Source organism: Chitinimonas violaceus, from assembly GCF_052601015.1.
In genome coordinates, this window is the sequence record NZ_JBQXDJ010000067.1 from 1 (window position 1) to 19488 (window position 19488).

Annotated in this window: 16 protein-coding genes; 11 read left to right on the forward strand and 5 right to left on the reverse strand. The window is 48.6% G+C overall.

Going from position 1 to position 19488, the window contains the following annotated elements:
• Positions 1–720 precede the first annotated feature (720 nt).
• The 10 genes from ACUHMQ_RS17320 (at position 721) to ACUHMQ_RS17365 (ending at position 11887) form a co-directional block, all read left to right on the forward strand.
• Complete coding sequence (locus ACUHMQ_RS17320) at positions 721–1011, forward strand: hypothetical protein (protein ID WP_445296712.1); 291 nt, start codon at positions 721–723, stop codon at positions 1009–1011.
• Between the two features lie 317 nt (positions 1012–1328).
• Complete coding sequence (groES, locus tag ACUHMQ_RS17325; RefSeq protein WP_072428786.1) at positions 1329–1619, forward strand: co-chaperone GroES; 291 nt, start codon at positions 1329–1331, stop codon at positions 1617–1619.
• A 48-nt stretch (positions 1620–1667) separates the two neighbouring features.
• Entirely contained in the window at positions 1668–3311 is a 1644-nt protein-coding gene (groL, locus tag ACUHMQ_RS17330) for a chaperonin GroEL (RefSeq protein WP_445296713.1), read from the forward strand.
• 260 nt (positions 3312–3571) lie between these two features.
• Positions 3572–6586 (forward strand): pilus assembly protein, encoded by a 3015-nt coding sequence (locus tag ACUHMQ_RS17335; RefSeq protein WP_445296714.1) that lies wholly within the window; start codon positions 3572–3574, stop codon positions 6584–6586.
• An 8-nt stretch (positions 6587–6594) separates the two neighbouring features.
• A complete protein-coding gene (locus tag ACUHMQ_RS17340; protein ID WP_445296715.1) occupies positions 6595–7125 on the forward strand; it encodes a pilus assembly FimT family protein in 531 nt (176 codons plus the stop codon).
• Positions 7126–7144: 19 nt separating this feature from the next.
• Entirely contained in the window at positions 7145–7669 is a 525-nt protein-coding gene (pilV, locus tag ACUHMQ_RS17345; RefSeq protein ID WP_445296716.1) for a type IV pilus modification protein PilV, read from the forward strand.
• A complete protein-coding gene (locus ACUHMQ_RS17350; protein WP_445296717.1) occupies positions 7666–8451 on the forward strand; it encodes a PilW family protein in 786 nt (261 codons plus the stop codon). Before pilV ends, ACUHMQ_RS17350 begins: the two co-directional genes overlap by 4 nt.
• Before the next feature lie 10 nt (positions 8452–8461).
• Positions 8462–8980 (forward strand): pilus assembly PilX family protein, encoded by a 519-nt coding sequence (locus tag ACUHMQ_RS17355; RefSeq protein WP_445296718.1) that lies wholly within the window; start codon positions 8462–8464, stop codon positions 8978–8980.
• Positions 8981–8991: 11 nt separating this feature from the next.
• Positions 8992–9378, forward strand: a complete 387-nt coding sequence (locus tag ACUHMQ_RS17360; protein WP_445296719.1) for a type IV pilin protein — start codon at positions 8992–8994, stop codon at positions 9376–9378.
• Between the two features lie 439 nt (positions 9379–9817).
• Complete coding sequence (locus ACUHMQ_RS17365) at positions 9818–11887, forward strand: hypothetical protein (protein WP_445296720.1); 2070 nt, start codon at positions 9818–9820, stop codon at positions 11885–11887.
• An 82-nt stretch (positions 11888–11969) separates the two neighbouring features.
• Here ACUHMQ_RS17365 and ACUHMQ_RS17370 read toward each other — a convergent pair whose 3' ends face one another.
• Together ACUHMQ_RS17370 and pssA are read right to left on the reverse strand one after the other, a co-directional pair.
• Positions 11970–13502 (reverse strand): 2-isopropylmalate synthase, encoded by a 1533-nt coding sequence (locus tag ACUHMQ_RS17370; protein WP_445296721.1) that lies wholly within the window; start codon positions 13500–13502, stop codon positions 11970–11972.
• A 213-nt stretch (positions 13503–13715) separates the two neighbouring features.
• Entirely contained in the window at positions 13716–14474 is a 759-nt protein-coding gene (gene pssA, locus ACUHMQ_RS17375) for a CDP-diacylglycerol--serine O-phosphatidyltransferase (RefSeq protein WP_445296722.1), read from the reverse strand.
• Positions 14475–14634: 160 nt separating this feature from the next.
• On the opposite strand from pssA, the gene asd reads away from it, so the two are divergent.
• Positions 14635–15483, forward strand: a complete 849-nt coding sequence (gene asd / locus ACUHMQ_RS17380) for an archaetidylserine decarboxylase (RefSeq protein ID WP_445296723.1) — start codon at positions 14635–14637, stop codon at positions 15481–15483.
• Positions 15484–15567: 84 nt separating this feature from the next.
• Here asd and ilvC read toward each other — a convergent pair whose 3' ends face one another.
• From ilvC to ilvB, 3 genes are all read right to left on the reverse strand, one after another.
• Positions 15568–16584, reverse strand: a complete 1017-nt coding sequence (ilvC, locus tag ACUHMQ_RS17385; protein WP_445296724.1) for a ketol-acid reductoisomerase — start codon at positions 16582–16584, stop codon at positions 15568–15570.
• 74 nt (positions 16585–16658) lie between these two features.
• Positions 16659–17150, reverse strand: a complete 492-nt coding sequence (gene ilvN / locus ACUHMQ_RS17390) for an acetolactate synthase small subunit (RefSeq protein ID WP_445296725.1) — start codon at positions 17148–17150, stop codon at positions 16659–16661.
• A 13-nt stretch (positions 17151–17163) separates the two neighbouring features.
• The gene (gene ilvB, locus ACUHMQ_RS17395; protein WP_445296726.1) at positions 17164–18924 is read right to left on the reverse strand and encodes a biosynthetic-type acetolactate synthase large subunit; all 1761 of its coding nucleotides are present in this window, start codon (positions 18922–18924) and stop codon (positions 17164–17166) included.
• Positions 18925–19488: the final 564 nt, after the last annotated feature.

Genomic DNA, 19488 nt, shown 5'->3' on the forward strand with positions numbered 1-19488 from the left:
CTTTTACAACCGCCAGCGGCGCGATTCTCGGCTAGGCAATTTGGCACCGGCGGTGTTTGCAGAGAAATTCAGCAGGCAATTGGTCTGCATTTGAAGTGGGTGTGTCTACGGTTGTCAGGACAGGTCACCTTGGATTTGGGAAGACTTTAGACTGGTTTTAAGAGTCCGTTCACAGTCTCACGAGTTAAAGTGAGGCTTCGGTGTTTGTGTTCTCTGAGGTATGATCTTTCGTAACACTTGCCGTATGTCGGTGATCTGGCAATGGAAGTGAGTTCAAACAGCTCGTCCTACTTTCTCGTCGTCGTCTTGCTGTAGCCACAAGCTGTGGATTATCTTGGTTGAACTTGACTTGGTACTCGGTATCTGATGTATAGGTGACGTCACGCTACGTGAGTAGCTTTTATGTGGCAGTTATTAATGTAAATAGAGTTAAACGTAACACGAGCGTGTGCTCAAGTTTGATCAGGAAAATAACTATTTGAAATACGGAATAAATGAGTATTTAATAAGAAGTAGTGCCATCCTGGCCACTGTATAAGTTTGGTAGGTTTGCCGCTGTGTCTTTGATGGACTGTGTTGGTCCATAAAGTGGGTAAAGTGTTCGATACCCATGAGAGAGTAGAGCGCTAAAGCCTGAAAAAGTAGTTGTACCTAGAGCTATTTCAGTGTTGGTGCAACTTAAAAGTTTTTGTTTTTACGGCTGTTTCGTCCAAAGAGAGTATGAAGACACGTCCCAATCGTTCTCAAGACGCTGCCCAGTCGCGTGCTGCGCTTGAAGCTCTATTCAGTAATTCCAGTAGCAATGCTCCCAGCCTTGCCAATCCGCCATCGCTGGAAGGTGAGGTCTTGGTCGCGAAAAAGGCTGCCGATGCGCATGCAGTTTCTTCCCGAATCGATTTGTTGCGCCGCAAGCGGGAAGCGATGCAGGCAATTCAGGAGGCTGCGAGTAACTCAGGTTTTTCGTTGGAAGAGCTGCGTGAAGTTGCTGATCAAGTCGACAATCAACATTAGGGTTCCTATTTAATCTTGTCATTTTTGTATGTATGCACGCTTGCATACAGTTGGTACTTGCTTCTTACCTCTCCTACCACTGCTTTTTGTTGTGGTATCAAATCCCAAAACGTTACTGAACCTTGGCCGAAGATCTGTTAGCGAGAATGAGGGTTCTCGTTCCTCCTGATTGGAAGGTTTGTGATAGTCGCGCTCTTGAAATAGGGCGGGGTCGCCCATATCATTAGCACTCGTTAGCAGCGAGTGCTAACAGCGATTATCGAAGTGATGATTTTTGCCTGTTACGGCATTCCAAAAAATCCCATCAGGAGCAAAGCATGAAGATTCGTCCCCTGCACGATCGCGTTGTCATCAAGCGCGTCGAAGCCGAAGAGAAAACTGCCTCAGGCATCGTCTTGCCAGGTAATGCGGCGGAAAAGCCCGACATGGGTGAAGTCGTGTCTGTCGGCACCGGCAAGATCCTGGAAAATGGTTCTGTACGTGCTTTGCAAGTCAAAGCTGGTGACAAGGTTATCTTCGGCAAGTACAGCGGCCAAACCGTTAAGGTTGATGGTAATGAACTGCTGGTGATGCGCGAAGAAGACATCATGGGCGTTGTTGAAGGCTAATTAGCCCCCACCCTATCGCATCCCCAAACTTATCCGGAGATTAAGAACATGGCTGCAAAAGAAGTGAAATTTGGCGACAGCGCTCGCGCAAAAATGGTTGTCGGTGTCAATATTCTGGCTGATGCCGTAAAAGTAACTTTGGGTCCTAAGGGTCGCAACGTGGTTCTGGAGCGTTCCTTTGGTGCGCCCACCATTACCAAGGACGGCGTTTCTGTAGCCAAGGAAATCGAGCTGAAGGATAAGTTCGAGAATATGGGCGCCCAGATGGTCAAGGAAGTGGCTTCCAAGACTTCGGATATCGCTGGTGATGGTACAACTACTGCTACTGTACTGGCTCAGGCTATTGTGCACGAAGGCATGAAGTTTGTTGCCGCTGGCATGAATCCGATGGATTTGAAACGCGGTATTGATAAGGCAGTTACGTCTTTGGTCGCCGAATTGAAGACAATCTCCAAGCCTTGTACTACTTCCAAGGAAATCGCCCAGGTTGGTTCGATCTCGGCTAACTCTGATACCAGCATCGGCGACATCATTGCCACTGCAATGGATAAAGTAGGCAAGGAAGGCGTGATTACTGTCGAAGATGGTTCCAGCCTGGAAAACTCACTCGACACCGTCGAAGGTATGCAGTTTGACCGTGGTTACCTGAGCCCATACTTCATCAACAATCCAGAAAAGCAAATTGCTTCCTTGGATAACCCGTTTGTTCTCCTATTCGACAAGAAAATCAGCAATATTCGTGACTTGTTGCCTGTATTGGAGCAAGTCGCCAAGGCAGGCCGTCCACTGCTGATTATTGCGGAAGATGTTGAAGGCGAAGCCCTTGCAACGCTGGTGGTCAATAATATCCGCGGTATTCTGAAGACGGTTGCTGTTAAGGCTCCTGGTTTTGGCGACCGTCGCAAGGCCATGCTTGAAGATATCGCTATCTTGACTGGCGGTACTGTGATTGCCGAGGAAGTTGGTCTGACCCTGGAAAAAGCGACCTTGGCAGATTTGGGTCAAGCCAAGCGTGTTGAAATCGGCAAGGAAAACACCACCATTATTGATGGTGCTGGCCAGGCTGATGCAATCCAGGCTCGTGTGGGCATGCTCAATAAGCAAGTTGAAGAGTCGACCAGCGACTACGACCGTGAAAAGCTGCAAGAGCGCAAGGCTAAGTTGGCCGGCGGTGTCGCAGTGATCAAGGTTGGTGCAGCTACCGAAGTTGAAATGAAGGAAAAGAAGGCCCGTGTAGAAGATGCATTGCATGCTACCCGTGCGGCTGTTGAAGAAGGCATTGTGGCTGGTGGTGGTGTTGCCCTGTTACGTGCACGTGCATCTATCACTGACCTGAAAGGCGCAAATGCTGATCAGGACGCGGGTATCAAGATCGTCTTGCGTGCTATCGAAGCGCCTTTGCGCCAGATTGTTCAGAACGCGGGTGATGAGCCAAGCGTTGTGGTTGCCAAGGTATTGGAAGGTAAGGGTAACTTTGGCTATAACGCTGGTACCAGCGAGTATGGCGATATGGTCGAAATGGGTGTGCTGGACCCAACCAAGGTTACCCGTTCGGCACTGCAACACGCTGCTTCAGTTGCATCCTTGATGTTGACGACCGATTGTATGGTCGCTGAATTGCCGAAGGAAGATAGTCCTGCAATGGGCGGTGGTATGGGTGGTATGGGCGGCATGGGTGGCATGGATATGTAATCCAGCCAGCTTTTGCTGCGTAAACAGAAAGCCCCGCTTAAGCGGGGCTTTCTGTTATGGCGAATAAATAATGCCGTTGGTATATCTTATTGCTACGCTTGTCAGGCAGAATGGGCACTTTAGCATTCCCTTGATATGGTTCACACATAGTAATTGCGCGGTGTAGGAGGCTGTATGTCTTTGATGCCGGCAGCATGCGATCAATCATTCATTGGCCCTGAAGCAATGATGGCTTGGCCAGCCCCTGTTAGGAGATGAAGATGCAAGTGCAGTTTTGTAAGAAGGATATCGTTAAATGGGTAAGTGCTGCTCTTGCTGCGAGCCCAATGTTCGTTAGTGCGGCAGAACCGTATCCTTCGTTGCCACCATCTTTATCGACGGGAGTTAAGCCCAACATTCTATTATACTTGGATGATTCGGGAAGTATGGGCTGGCCGGTTAATGAACGCGCTGCAGAAAGTCCAACAAACCCAATAAGAATGCCTTTGGCAAAAAAAGTGATAACAAATTTATTGAGTAAAAAGGAGAATCGCGAACTAAATTGGGGTTTACATACATTTGATTACTATCGGGGGAATCACTTAAGAACGCCAATTAAGGATCGTACAGATAAAGCAGCTTTTGATGAGTTGGTTAATCAGGTGAATGCTGTAAGGCCTGATGCTGGTACGCCGCTAGCCTCAACGGCATATCAGACCACCCTGTATTGGAGAGGTATGGGGAGCTATGTAGGCCAATCGCCTATTAAATATCGGTGTCAGAAAAACTTCCAAATTATCATTACGGATGGCGATCCAAGTGGTGATACAAATCTTAGTGCAGCGATGGCTGACCCTGCGTTAAGAAGTTATGGAATTGCTGTTCCGTCCGATGGGGTTGGAAAAGTGCAGAATAATTTGAAACGAATATCACAGTTTATGTTCGAGCAAGATATGCGTCCATCAGGGACGGATATGGATGGTGTTGATTTCAATGATGCGCAATTTCCAAAACAGAATGTAAGTACATATACGGTAGGTTTTGCTCTTGATACCCAAATGCTTAAAGATGTAGCTGCTGCATCTGGTGGTAAATATTACACGGCAAATAATGAAAAAGAACTAACAGACTCGTTGACTAATGCACTTGCTAGCATTCTGTCACAACGATCGAATGCAGGAGGTATTGCTGTTGCTTCTAGCGTCAAGTCAGCAAACAATTTTGCATATCAACCGCTCTTTAATCCAGATGGTTGGTATGGTGAATTGAGTCGATATAAAATTACCGATGGAAAGATTGATACTAGCAGCAAACTAGATGCTGGTTTGGTATTAACTAATCGAGGCCCTGATAGCAGGGTAATTTTGTCTGCCAAGCTAGATAAAGCTACAGTGCCATTTGCTTTTAATGATGCAGCCGGGTTGGCTGCCATGTCAGATAAGCAAAAAGAGCTATTGGGTGGTAATACTGCAGAGCAGCAGAAGATTATTCGGTATATAAGAGGTGCTAAAGATAAAGACTTGCGTGAACGTAAGAGCTTGCTTGGTGATTTTATTGATACGCAACCTGCATTTATTGGAGCGCCAAGCTCTTTCTCTACCGAATCTACATTTAATTCATTCAAATCTGCTCAGAAAAGCCGAAATATGGTCTTTATTGGTGCAAATGACGGAATGATGCACGGATTTAATGCAGAAACGATGAGTGAAATTGGCGCCTATATTCCATCAATGGTTTATCGTAATCTTAAGGTGCTCTCTAACCCAAAATATGGGATTGCGGGCGGATTGGATGCACCTCATGTCTATCATGTGAGTGGCGCGGTGGCGACTGCTGACGTCAAGGCAAGTTCTGGTTGGAAGACTTATTTAGTTAGTGGTTTGGGACAGGGAGGACAGGGTTATTTTGCTTTGGATGTGACTAGCGAGAAGAACTTTGATAATAGTTCACCAAAGGAAGCCGTTAAATGGGAGTTGAATGACCAGAATGAACCACAAATAGGCTATACCTTTGCAAAGCCAGTTATTTGGGGAGTACGTGATGGTGGTAAAATTAGGCCCGCTGTTGTTCTAACCAATGGCTATGAGAATGACTTTGATGATGGCCAAAGTGGTGGTAATAAAGTGGCAAAAATTGGTGTGTTATACATTGTTGATATAGAGACAGGTACTCTAATTAAAAAGATTGAAGTTAAAGATAGTAAAGGTTTATCTGCGCCTCATGGGGTTGATGATCTTGCCGATGGTGTACTTGATTATGTATATGCGGGTGATCAAGAAGGTAACATGTGGCGCTTTGATCTAACAGATAGTGACCCCAAGAACTTTACTGTAGCAGAAAAACCAATATTTAAAGCTCCTGGTAATCAACCTATTATTCAGAAGCCGGTTGTTATGGAGGTTCATGGAGAAAAATCTGCAGGTGGTGAAACGTACCGTGGCAATCTTGTCATGTTTGGTACAGGTAAATTGCTGACAACAGAAGATCGAAATTCAACCTCAGGGCAAGCACTTTATGGCATTCTTGATGTAATGGATAAGACACCTAAGACAGTACAAATGTCAGATCTCGTAGAACAAAAGGTTCTGCCTACAACTGCTACGGAAAAGAAGGGGAATTTCCGTGTGGTAACGGATAATAAAGTTGAGTTAAAAGTTGAGCAGAAAAACGATGGTTCTACAAAAAAAGGATGGTATCTGAATCTGCCAACGTCAACTGAACGGCAAACCGCTACACCTCAAATTCTTGGGGATAAGGTGATATTTGGTACAGGTGTAATGACGAGTACAAAAGTTTGTACCCCTGGCGGTGCGGGGTGGATGATGGTACTCGACCCATTTACTGGTTCAACGCCTAGAAGCCCTAAAAACAACAAGAAGTATTCTTTTATCGATATAAATGGCGACAAAAAGGTAAATGGGGGTGACAAGGTCAAAGTTGGGACCATGGAGGAGTATGTTGCTGGTATGGAATTGCCGGGAATACCCTCAGAGATGACCCTTGTAAGTGAAACTGATCCATTTAATGGATGGATTAGAGATACTACAAAAGGCAAGGATGAACCTCAGTTAGGTGATAGTGTTGGTTTTCAAGGTGTAAACAGCTCGGGTGTTTCTTTGGTGAGTTCTAAAGCGCCATTATCGGAGAATAAAGCAATGCCTCCGGGAGCCAAAGATTGTAAGGGTAAGATTTATATACCAACAAAGGGAAAAGAAGGCGTGGTAGATGCAGAGCTGGAGTGCCCAAATCTCGGCGTTAGAGTTGAACGCACAACATGGCGGGAGTTGGTTCAATGATTAGGCATATGATGCCGAATATGCGGAAGCAGCTTGGTATGTCAATGATAGAATTAGTTATTGCAATGGCTATTATTGGGCTGCTCGCAGCCATTGCAGTGCCTAATATCATGGAGTTTGTAAAGACTTCGCGCGTTTCCAGTCAAACAGATGTGCTGGTGAATACTTTTGCAACGGCGCGACTGAAAGCGATTTCCGATCGGAAAGTCATATCAGTATGTGCGACAGCTGATCCAAACACAGACACTTGTTCTGCATCAACTGCAGATTGGTCTAAAGGTTGGCTAGTAATGGATGGCACAAGTGTTATATCTCGTTTTAAAGCAAATGAAAGTAGTGTCGAGATATCATTTGATAGTGATGGCTTTGCGAAAGTTGATTTTTCAAAGTCACTGGGTAGTGCAGCTAAAGCCGGAGGGGGGGTATTAGGTGCATTCAAATTTTGTGGCAAAGGCTTAAAGCATAAAGAACAGTATGTAACACTTGCCCCATCTGGCAGAGCAGCGAAGAGTGTGTCCCCCAATAAAAATTGTAGTTAAATCTAGAGGTATTGGAGCAATGATGAGACCTCCTGGGAATCAGAAGGGTATATCGCTTATCGAGATGATGATTTCTTTGGCTATTCTGGCTATTGGTCTATTGGCTCTTGCGGGTACACAGTCTCGTGCTTTGATGATGAATCAGAGTGCGTACTTTAGAAGTGTAGCTGCAGATTTGGCTGCGGATTTATCAGATAGGATTAGAGCGAATAGAACACCCTATTTGGTTAGTGATGATCTAAGTATCCCGCCAATTAAGCCGCCATTATTTGATGACGCAACATGCCCTCATACTGGTGGGAGTATTACTTGTACTCAACCTGCTGGTCGTATTAGTTATAGAGAGGCATCTGAGATAACAGAATGGAAAAACTTGCTAAAGAAGGCATTACCTGGTGGGGACTATAAGATTACTGCAAAAACTTTGGATGCGAGTGCTGAGAAATTAGGCTTGAAGGCTTACGAGGTAGAAATTAGCTGGCAAGATGATCGTTCTGGAGCTAGCAGCGATCCAATTGGGAAATATACAACGACGATAGAATGATGATGACTACTCGACCATTAGGTTTTACGCTACTCGAGCTGCTAGTATCGATGGCTATTGCTTCTGTTGCGATGCTGGGCGTATCAAAACTGTATATTAATGCCCAGCAAACCAGTCGCGTTCAAGTATCGCAGAGCCGCCTTACGGAAGATGGGCGATACGCTATTTCGATGTTAAAAAGGGTTGTGACGCAAGCTGGCTATCATAGCCCCACTGATCCTGCGTACGACCCTCGATTTACTGCGGCAGATGCAAAAAAGATGACCTTTGTCTTTAAGTCAGATGGTAGCAATATGATTGATTGCTCCGGTGCAGTCCATTCTGCAGCAAATATAGATGTCACGATGACTATTTCTGGAACTACACCTTCTGGAACTACACCTATGAAGCTGAATTGTGCATCGACGGGCGGTGTCTCGGGTGCTAACTGGTTGGATGGGCAGTCTAGTTCTGTAGTGGAAGACTTGCAATTTAGCTATGGAATCGATAATGGCCCACCTCCGGCTCCTACTAAAGTAGAAGATGTCTTTTTATGCAAGTTGCTGCCTGACGCGCGCGATTGTGTTGCAGATACATATGTATCTGCCCCTACTGTAGCTCAACAGAAAGATATTGTATCTGTGCGAGTATGTTTGTTGCTAAGAAGCTTTTTGGCACAAAATCAGGACTTGGATATTGCTGTTCCGGAGACTAAATGTGATGGCTCAGCGCTTACTAATCCAGATTATAAGAAATACTTTTATAGGAAATTCACTACAACCGTAGTGTTACGGAATTCTTAGGTTGATTAAAATGACACGAGCTTACGGCAAGCAAAGTGGTTTTGTGCTTATTGTTGCGCTGGGTTTTTTGGCGGTTATGACAGTTTTGGTTCTGACTACAATGGTAGGCACGATCCAAAGTGAAAAAATGTCAGGTAGTCATATGCAGCGTAATCGTGCTTTTCAGGCTGCAGAAAGGGCGCTGAGGCAGGGGGAAGTTATTTTACGCACCAGTGGGGATAAATGTGTAAGTGCGCCTTTTTGTGTTGGTGGTACTGCTGATTTTCCTAATGGTAGTGGAGTTGGTGCTGAGATGGATGATCCACTAACAGCATTTCCCTTAACTGATGTCGCAGTGAAGAAGTGGGATATCGCTACTGGTACTAAGGAAGAGACAAGCTATAAATTGTTAATTAACCATTTGAAGAAGCCACCAGCAGGCTCCAAGAAAGACTGTACGCCATATAGTATTATGGGGCACGGCTTGGGGGCAGGTTCTTCCGCGGAAGTAGTGCTTCAAATGGTGGTTGTCTTATGCCCTCAATCATAGGAATACAGGAAATGGAAGTGAGTCGCCGTCAATCTTCGTCAGGCTTTACGTTAATCGAGCTGATGATTGTTGTTGCAATTATTGGTGTGTTAGCCGCAATTGCTATACCACAATATTCAAACTATATAGCGAGATCTCGTAAGGTAGCTGCTCAGGCAGATCTAATGAAATACGCTCAGGCTTTGGAGCGCTACTACACAACGAATCAAACTTATCAGAAAGCAGGTGGATGCCCCCCGGAGGCGAAAAACGGCATAGATAATACGAAATATTATACTTACTCAGCCACGTGTAATTCTGCCGACTTCAAGGTCAAAGCAACTCCCATTGATCCAAATTCTAAGTTGGTGGAGCAAACTTTGGACCACACTGGAAAGAAGGAAAATTGGGACAAGTAGTTGTTATGCTTCTGAAAGTGAACTTTTTTTGAAGGGATTCCCCCTGGAAAATTGCCTACACAGGTTGATGGCTGTGATTGGCTAGCTCTTTTGGCCATAAAAATTAAGCTGAAGAAGCCCTTGTTGATTTTGTGGCTTGTATTAAGTACGTTTTGTTGAGCTCAGGCTGAGAGAGTAATGGCCATTGCCTCTCTATGTGCCGTGAAACAGTTGAACACTTTAAGTTCCCTCTACTAAATTTTATGAATCTCTTGTTCGGTTCTTTGCTGAAAGTCCAAAGTTAGACTAATGTTTTTGTTAACTAGCAGCTCCCGCGGTATGCGGTGGCTTTGGGACTCAAAGACTTTTCTTGCAAGGGCGTTGCAAATGGAACAAAGATGACGTTAAATGACAATGGAGTGATGGCCTGAGTTGGCGACATCATCTGTTTAATTTTGCTGTGATATTTGCAGAGAATAAGGAACGAATTGTGGCGAGCATTGCACACCAATTTGCTGGGGGGCACCGTTGCTGGCAGTGGTTAACTGCAGCAGCGGTTTCACTTTTAGTTGTTGCTTGTGGTGGGCCGGGGGGGCAGACTACGACCACCCCCCCCCCGACGACGGATAAAGTACCAGCGAAGCTGGTAGTCACTGCCTCTACTAGAACGATTAAAACCGATGGAAGTGATTCGGCTACTATTACTGTGACTGCGCTTGATTCGGGTAACCGAGTTATAGCGGGAATCCCTATAGATGTTTCGGCACCTTTAGGTTCAATTAATATTGTCGATGCAGTGACAAAGACTGATGGTACTGTAAGTGGGACGTTTAAAGCTGGTGCTGATAGAAGTAATCGTACCGAGACAATTATAGCTACGGCGTCGGGAATTTCAGGGCAAATTCCGATTGTGGTTTCAGGTACCAAAATCAAGCTTGTTCCCACGACGACAAGTGTGTCTGCGCCGAATGGCACTTCTACCGTGACCGTGAGTTTGGTGGACAGCGCTGATCAAAGTATTTCCGACCAGGATGTAGCGCTTAGCTTTTCGGGAACAGGGGCCATTCAATTATCTAAAACGGTGGTAAGAAGTGGCGATACTGTTACAGTGACAGGAGCCACCACTGGCGCAGTTAAGTTACAAGCCTCTGCCTTAAATGCTACTCAGACAGTGGATTTTACGATTACAGGTGGGAATGCATTTGGCTTTGTGACGCCAGCTAGCTCGCCATTAGCTCTAGTTACAGGTACATCGACCAATATTGTTGTTAATGCACCAGGTGTTGCAAATGTTCGATTGACTACGACGTTGGGAGCTTTTGGAAATTCAGTTCCGCCGGTGTCAACAATAGTCGTTCCTGTCTCAGGTGGTCAGGCAACGACAACATTTAGTTCCAGCTCGGCCGGTACTGCAACAATTAGTGCCCTAGATCCAGCTACGCCTGCAACTACTGCGAATACGGTATTTGCAATTACGCCTCCCGTATCTGCAGCAGCAAAGATTATCGTACAGGCTTCACCATCTACTATTGGGATCAGTAGTGGCACGGATTTTAAGTCGCTAACTGTTACGGCTACTGTTTTGAATAGTTCGGGCCAGCCGATTGCTAATGTACCAGTTGCATTTACTATTAAGAACCCAGTTGGTGGTGGTGAGTCTCTTGCGCCAGCTATTGCTTATACCGTGGCTACAGCTGGGCAAGGGCTAGGTATTGGGCAAGCAAATACAACCTTTACTTCGGGCTCTGTTGTTTCTCCTGTGGGAGCGAATGGCATAAATGTCGTGGCGACAGTGGTTGGCACGAACCCAGCTATTACCGCTGAAGCGCCTGTGCTAATTGGGGGGCAAGCTGGGTCGATAACGATTGGAAGTTCGTCCGAAATAAAATCAAGTAGTGACAATACTTCATATATATTGCCAATGTCAGTTCAAGTTACAGACAGTGGTGGCAATCCGGTTAGCAATGCAGATGTGACTATAACTGTAGCACCATATGCGTTCTCGACCGGTAGAGGTTGTAGGATTGGGAAGACATATGTTGCAGAGGACCTCATAGGCAATTGGAATATCGATACAGGTTTGAATATCCCACAGACCGCTATTGGAAATGGTTTATTGGATACAGGGGAGGATGGTGCAAGAGTTGAAATAAACAACGATAGCTTAAGTCGAGGCGCTGGGGTCTTATGCTATGACGGTACGGTACGAGATGCGAATGGAAATTCACCGGCTTATACGTGTCCCAATCCTCCTACAGTGGCTGTAGCTCCGAATTCAATATTGGAGCCACCAAAGGCAACAGCAGGCGCTGTACCATCCAAAGTGGTTACTGGTGCAAATGGAATCGCCGGTTTTAATTTTGATTATCTAAAGGCAAATGCACTATGGACGGTTGTCAAGGTAGTTGCTACTACAAAGGTTTCAACGACTGAAGCGTCCACTGCCGTAATCTTTAGATTGGGAGCGTCGGTTGCTGACTATAGTCCTCCAAGTACTTGTTTTATAACGGACTCACCTTATAAGCAGTAAGAGACTTAAATCCTTCGTTTGGGTCTACAACAACCGCTTACTGGTAAAAAGTAAGCGGTTTTTGCATCTAGTCGTGTCTTCATCACACTTGTGGATGCGCTCTATGAATCCCCTCGTCCAAGCGATTCAAGGCAGACAAATAGGCTTTTGCTGATGCGACAATAATATCTGTGTCGGCACCCTGGCCATTAACGACTCTATCTTCCTTGGCGAGTCGTACGGTGACTTCGCCTTGGCTGTCTGTACCACTAGTGATAGCGTTTACAGAATAAAGAAGTAGCTTAGTTTCGCTGCAGGCTAGGGTCTCGATGGCCTTGAATGTGGCATCCACTGGGCCTGCACCTAGTGCCTCCACGTGTTTTTCGTCGCCGCTATCATTTAGAACCAAGTGGGCAGAAGGTTGTTCTCCTGTTTCAGATATGACTTTCAGCGAAATGAGCTTGTATCGCTCTATGTAGAGATTGGACTCATCGCCTATCAATGAGTACAGATCCTCATCGAAAATCTCCCGCTTCTTATCGGCCAGTTCTTTGAAGCGTGCAAAAGCGGCGTTCAGGGCTTCTTCACTATCTGGTAATACGCCCAGTTCCTGTAGCCGTGATCGGAAAGCATTGCGGCCGGAAAGCTTGCCTAGTGTTAGTTTGTTCTGTGCCCAGCCTACAGACTCGGCAGACATGATTTCGTAGGTTTCTCTGTGCTTTAACACGCCGTCTTGATGAATACCGGATTCGTGCGCAAAAGCATTCGCCCCTACTACAGCCTTATTCGGCTGTACTGGATAGCCCGTAATGGAGGAAACCAGTTTAGAGGCCGGTACGATCTGTGTTGTGTCTATACGCGTGGTCAAGTCGAAGATGTCTTTGCGAGTGCGTACCGCCATGACGATTTCTTCCAGAGCGGCGTTGCCCGCTCTTTCGCCTAGGCCATTGATTGTGCATTCGACTTGGCGAGCTCCTCCCAGTACCGCTGCCAATGAATTGGACACGGCCATACCCAGGTCATTGTGGCAATGAGCAGACCAGATGACTTTGTCCGAATTCGGAGTGCCTTCGATCAGTTTGCGGAAGAAGTCTGTCGTAAGGTGAGGGACTGCATAGCCTACGGTATCGGGGACGTTGATTGTTTTTGCACCGGCTTGAATAACCGCATCAAAAATCCGGCATAGAAACTCTGGCTCAGAGCGTAATGCATCTTCTGCCGAGAATTCGACATCATCAGTGTATTCCCGTGCGAGTTTGACGGCGGCTACGGCAGCTTCCACAACTTGGTCTGGCTGCATGCGCAGCTTTTTCTCCATGTGTATTGGGCTGGTAGCGATAAAGGTGTGGATTCGGCCATGCGTTGCGGGTTTGATGGCATTACCTGCGGCACGGATATCGCGCTCATTCGCACGGGCGAGGGAACAGACGGTGGAGTCTTTGATGACTTCTGCAATGGCCTGAATTGACTCGGCGTCACCTGGACTCGCTGCAGCAAAGCCTGCCTCAATAATGTCGACCCCAAGCTTTTCCAATTGCTTGGCGATGCGTATTTTCTCATCGCGCGTCATAGATGCGCCGGGGCTTTGCTCACCATCGCGTAGAGTAGTATCGAAGATATACAGACGGTCACTCATGATGTTGCTCCCATGACGGTTTTTGTTGTTTTGGATATAGAAACAGCCGCAGGGCTTGGCCCTGGCGGCTGCTGAAATGAATTTCGGTTTGATGCATAGGCGCAATAGGCGCTGGATGCAAGCAGCCTTACGTTCACTGATGCTTGCCATTATTTGCACGCTAAATATTGGCGAAGACCGGTTTGGTCAGGCTAAGGCGATGCAGAAGCAGTGTCAAGGTTGGTTGGTTGGCATCGTCGGTTTGCGTCGAAGATAGGTCCAACCTGCAAATACGTAGCCGGATAAAGCATAAACCACGAATAAGCCAAAGAGTGCTACGGGTGGGCTGGCAGCAATCGCAACAAATACAAACAGGATAGGCAAGAGCAAGAAGAAGGGAATCGTCTTGCGGATGTTGAATTCCTTGAAGCTGTAATAGCGTACATTGCTGACCATAGTCAGGCCCGCAAAAGCGGTAATGCCAAGTGTAACCCAGCGCATATAAGGTTCAGCCCATTCCATTTCCAGTGATAGCCAGACAAAGCCGGCAACCAGGGCTGCCGCGGTTGGGGAGGGCATACCCTGGAAGAAGCGCTTATCTGCTACCTCCAGTTGGGTGTTAAAGCGTGCTAATCGCAGTGCCGCACCCGCACAATAGATGAATGCAACTATCCAACCCAGCTTGCCCAAGCCTCGCAGCATCCATTCATACGATACCAATGCAGGCGCAACACCGAAGGAAACCATGTCGGCAAGGGAGTCGAACTCTGCGCCAAAAGCGCTTTGGGTATGCGTCATACGCGCCACGCGACCATCCATGCCATCGAGCACCATCGCAACGAAGATGGCGATCGCGGCATAGTCGAAATGGTGGTTCATGGCTTGCACAATGGCGTAAAAGCCAGCGAATAAGGCGGCAAGCGTGAAACTGTTGGGAAGTAGATAAATACTCTGGTGGCGCAGGGACGACCGGCGCTTGTTGCTAGGGTGCATAAGGTGGTCTCGAGGTGGGTTTGCCAGTAGATGTGGGCAAACCGCAATACCAAATCGGGGCCGGCAATTCTAACCGAGGTGTCGATAACTGTCTTCGTGGTGGGCTTCTTGGCGGGCCATGCGTTAAAATCGCGGGCTTGCTACTTATCTGAGGTCGACCGTGTCTGAACGGCTATTTGTCTTTCTGCAGTATCTGATGCCCAAGCAAGCGCTGACACGTGTGATGGGTGCGTTAGCAGGACTATCGGCCGGTACTTTGACGCACTGGGTGATTCGTCGGTTTATTGCGCGTTACAACGTCAATATGGCGGAAGCGGCAAATTCCGAAATAACCAGTTACGATACTTTCAATCATTTCTTTACCCGTGCTTTGAAGGATGGGGCCCGTCCGCTTACGAACGCAGCGCTGGTTTGCCCGGTCGACGGTGCAATCAGCCAGTTTGGGCGTATCGAACGCGACCAGATTTTGCAAGCTAAGGGGCATCGGTATTCAACAACAGCACTGGTTGGTGGAGACGCGGCACTGGCGGCTAAGTTTGAAGATGGCAGCTTCGCTACGATCTACCTAAGCCCCCGTGATTACCACCGTATCCATATGCCGTGTAATGGGCGTTTGATGCGCATGATTTATGTGCCTGGTGCGCTCTTTTCGGTTAACCCTGCCACTGCACGTGGTGTGCCAGGGTTGTTCGCGCGTAATGAGCGTGTGGTCTGCGTGTTTGAATCCGACAACGGCCCATTCGTATTGACCCTGGTTGGTGCAACCATTGTGGGCAGCATGGCCACGGTGTGGCATGGCGTTGTGAACCCGCCACGGCGTAAAGAGGTAACCGTATGGGACTACCAGGACAAAGAGATTGTCTTGAAGCAGGGCGAGGAGATGGGGCGGTTTTTGTTGGGCTCCACCGTTGTTTTGCTTTTCCCCAAACCTGCGTTGGCGTTTAACCCTGCATGGGCGCCGGAACGTAGTGTAAGGCTTGGTGAGGCTATGGCCGATTTGGGAGCCTAGGTGGTTGGGAAAAATACTATTTCCCTCTGACGTATGTAAAGAAAAAAGCCGGCACTGCCGGCTTTTTTATACGTATGAACCTAATTAGTTTTTGCTCTGATCAACCAGCTTGTTAGCCTTGATCCACGGCATCATGTCGCGCAATTGCTCACCTACTGTTTCGATCGGGTGAGCTGCGTTCAAGCGGCGACGGGCAGTCATGTTGGGGTAATTGGTCTTACCTTCCATGATGAACATCTTGGCGTATTCACCCGACTGGATGCGCTTGAGTGCATTGCGCATCGCAACGCGTGACTGTTCGTTGATTACTTCGCCGCCAGTCACGTACTCACCATACTCGGCGTTATTGGAGATCGAGTAGTTCATGTTGGCGATGCCGCCTTCGTACATCAGGTCGACGATCAGCTTCAGTTCATGCAGGCATTCGAAATACGCCATTTCTGGTGCGTAACCGGCCTCGGTCAATGTCTCAAAGCCCATCTTCACCAGTTCCACTGCACCGCCGCACAGCACGGCCTGCTCGCCGAACAGGTCGGTCTCGGTTTCTTCCCGGAAGTTGGTTTCGATAACGCCACCTTTGGTACCGCCATTAGCTGCAGCATAAGACAGCGCGACGTCACGGGCCTTACCGCTCTTGTCCTGGTAGACGGCAATCAGTGTAGGTACGCCACCGCCACGCTTGTATTCCGAACGCACGGTATGGCCTGGCCCCTTGGGAGCAACCATGATGACGTCGAAATCCGCACGCGGCACGATCTGGTTGTAATGGATGTTGAATCCGTGTGCGAAGGCCAGGGTTGCGCCTTGTTTTGCGTTGGGGGCGATATCGCGCTCGTAAACGGCAGGCTGGCTTTCATCCGGCAGCAAAATCATCACCACGTCGGCGTTTTTGACGGCTTCAGCTACTTCTTTGACTGGCAGACCTGCAGCCTCGGCTTTGCTCCACGAAGCGCCGCCCTTGCGCAAGCCGATAGTCACGTTCACGCCGGAATCCTTCAGGTTCTGGGCATGGGCATGACCTTGCGAGCCATAACCAACGATGGTGACTTGCTTGCCTTTGATAAGGGAGAGGTCGGCGTCTTTGTCGTAGAAAACTTTCATTGATATTGTCCTTTTCAAGTGCAGGGAGGAGCCGATGTGTCATACACAAACCGGCGCGTCGGGGAATTTCAGAGTCAGATTCTCAGGATACGTTCTCCGCGGCCGATGCCTGAGGCACCGGTACGGACAGTTTCCAGGATGAGGGTACGATCGACTGCTTCGATAAAAGCGTCCAGTTTGGAGCTTTCACCGGTCAATTCGATGGTGTAGGTCTTTTCGGTCACGTCGAGAATCCGGCCACGGAAGATATCCGCCATCCGCTTCATCTCTTCGCGGTCTTTACCGGTTGAACGTACCTTGATCAGCATCAGCTCGCGCTCGACATGGTCCGATTCGTTCAGATCGATCACCTTGACCACTTCAATCAGCTTGTTCAACTGCTTGGTGATCTGCTCGATAACATCATCCGAGCCTGTCGTGACGACCGTCATCCGGGACAGGGTAGGGTCCTCAGTGGTCGACACAGTCAGCGAGTCAATGTTGTAACCACGGGCAGAGAACAGACCCACGACCCGGCTCAAAGCACCTGCTTCGTTTTCCAGCAGGATGGAAAGAATATGTCGCATGTTGCTTCCCTCCTTAGCTCAGGTTGCCGTAGTCACGGTCTTTGACGATGGTGCCGGCTTGCAGATGGCGCATATGAGGCGGCAGATCCATCTGGCTCAAGCCGCGGTTGTTCTGCACCATGGGGAAAACGTTTTCCTTCTGGTCGGTAATGAAGTCCATGAACACCAGTCGCTCCTTCAGTTTCATCGCCTCGCGCAGTGCGGGCTCCACATCAGCAGGGCGTTCGATCTTCATGCCTACATGGCCATAGGCTTCGGCCAGCTTCACAAAGTCGGGCAGGGCATCCATATAGGATTCAGAGTAACGGTTGCCGTAAAAGAACTCCTGCCATTGCCGAACCATGCCAAGGTAACGGTTATTCAGGTTAATCACCTTCACCGGCGTGTGGTACTGCTTGCAGGTGGATAACTCCTGGATATTCATCTGAATAGACGCTTCACCGGTAATGCAGGCAACTGTGGCGTCGGGGTTGGCCAACTGCACACCCATGGCGGCAGGCAAGCCAAAACCCATGGTGCCAAGACCACCGGAATTGATCCAACGGCGTGGTTTGTTGAACTTGTAGTATTGCGCCGCCCACATCTGATGTTGACCAACATCGGATGTGATGAAGGCTTCGCCGCCGGTGACTTCGTAGAGCTTCTGAACCACGAACTGTGGTTTGATGATTTCGCTGTCCGCGTCGAACTTGAGGCAGTTGTGGCTGCGCCATTCCTGCAATTGTCGCCACCAGCCAGCCAAATGCTCGGCATTCGGTTTGGCGCCGGTCTGGCGTAGCAGGCCCAGCATCTCATCCAACACATCGCGGACATTACCAACGATAGGGATATCTACCTTCACGCGTTTGGCGATAGAGGATGGGTCGATATCAATGTGGACGATCTTTTTAGGCGAGCTGAGAAAGTGCGAAGGTGCTGAGATGACTCGGTCGTCGAAGCGTGCGCCAACCGCGACAAGCACGTCACAGTGCTGCATCGCCATATTGGCTTCATACAGGCCATGCATACCCAGCATGCCGAGGTTTTGCGGGTCTGCACCCGAGAAAGCACCCAAGCCCATCAGGGTGTTGACAGCTGGAACACCCAACATCTTGACCAGCTCGGTCACCTGGTCCGAGGCATTGGATAATACAGCGCCGCCGCCAATATAAATCAGTGGACGCTTGGCATCCGCCAGCAGGTTGACAGCCTTCTTGATCTGGCCGGGGTGACCTTTGGAAGGCGGGTTGTAGGATCGCAGACTGATCGATTGCGGATAGTGAAATTCCGCTTTGGCGATCGTTACATCCTTGGGAATATCGACCACGACAGGGCCGGGGCGGCCAGTGGTGGCGATATGGAAAGCTTTTTTTATCGCGGTGGCGATGTCACGCACATCCTTGACAAGGATGTTGTGCTTCACACAGGGACGGGTAATGCCGACCATGTCGACTTCCTGGAATGCATCCAGGCCAATGGCGGGTGTTGGCACCTGGCCGGAAATGACCACCATGGGGATAGAGTCGAGGTAAGCCGTTGCAATACCTGTAATGGCATTGGTAGCGCCAGGCCCGGAGGTGACCAGAGCTACGCCGACTTTCTGCGAGGAACGTGAGTAACCATCAGCTGCATGAACTGCGCCTTGCTCGTGGCGTACCAGGACATGCTTGAACTTATCTTGTTTGAAAATTGCGTCGTAGATTTCGAGAACCGCGCCGCCAGGATAACCGAAGACAAACTCCACGCCTTCTTCCTGTAAACAGCGGGTAACGATTTCCGCACCGGATATTTCCATGATGTCTTCCTTTGTGGAGAGGACACTTCAAAAACAGTACTCAGCATCGCGTGATCGAACGACCATCTGGCGGAGACATACCCTACATAGCAGGGCAGGGTGCAAAGCCGCGAACAAAACCAGTCTGTCGAGACAAAACACCGTTACCGACGCAATCGCGGAGCTCAAGGCCCCAGATCAACTTGTAAAACGAATACCGAAACTGCACCAATGCAGCAAAAAAGCCTGTAGGACTTTTGATCAGCACACAGTTGTGTGCCTAAGCCAACCGGGTCGCCGCCGCAAGCAACTTGTGGCCGCTGGGCGAACATCTAGGACTGCTGCCGATGTAGGTACCCGCGAGGTAGTTTCCTGCAGGCACTGTCCGTGGCGGAAAGGGTAGATCCGAACATAGCCGAGCGACACCCGCCTGGTCAAGTGCGATTAATCGACTTGGCTTGTTCATGTGCGCCCAGCATGGGCGCACTCCTGCGGGTGGAAGTCCCGCCGTAAGTTGATCACAGCGAACGAAGTGAAGCGCAACTGCGTGAGGGCGACCGAGCGTGGGAAGGAAGCGTGGATCGT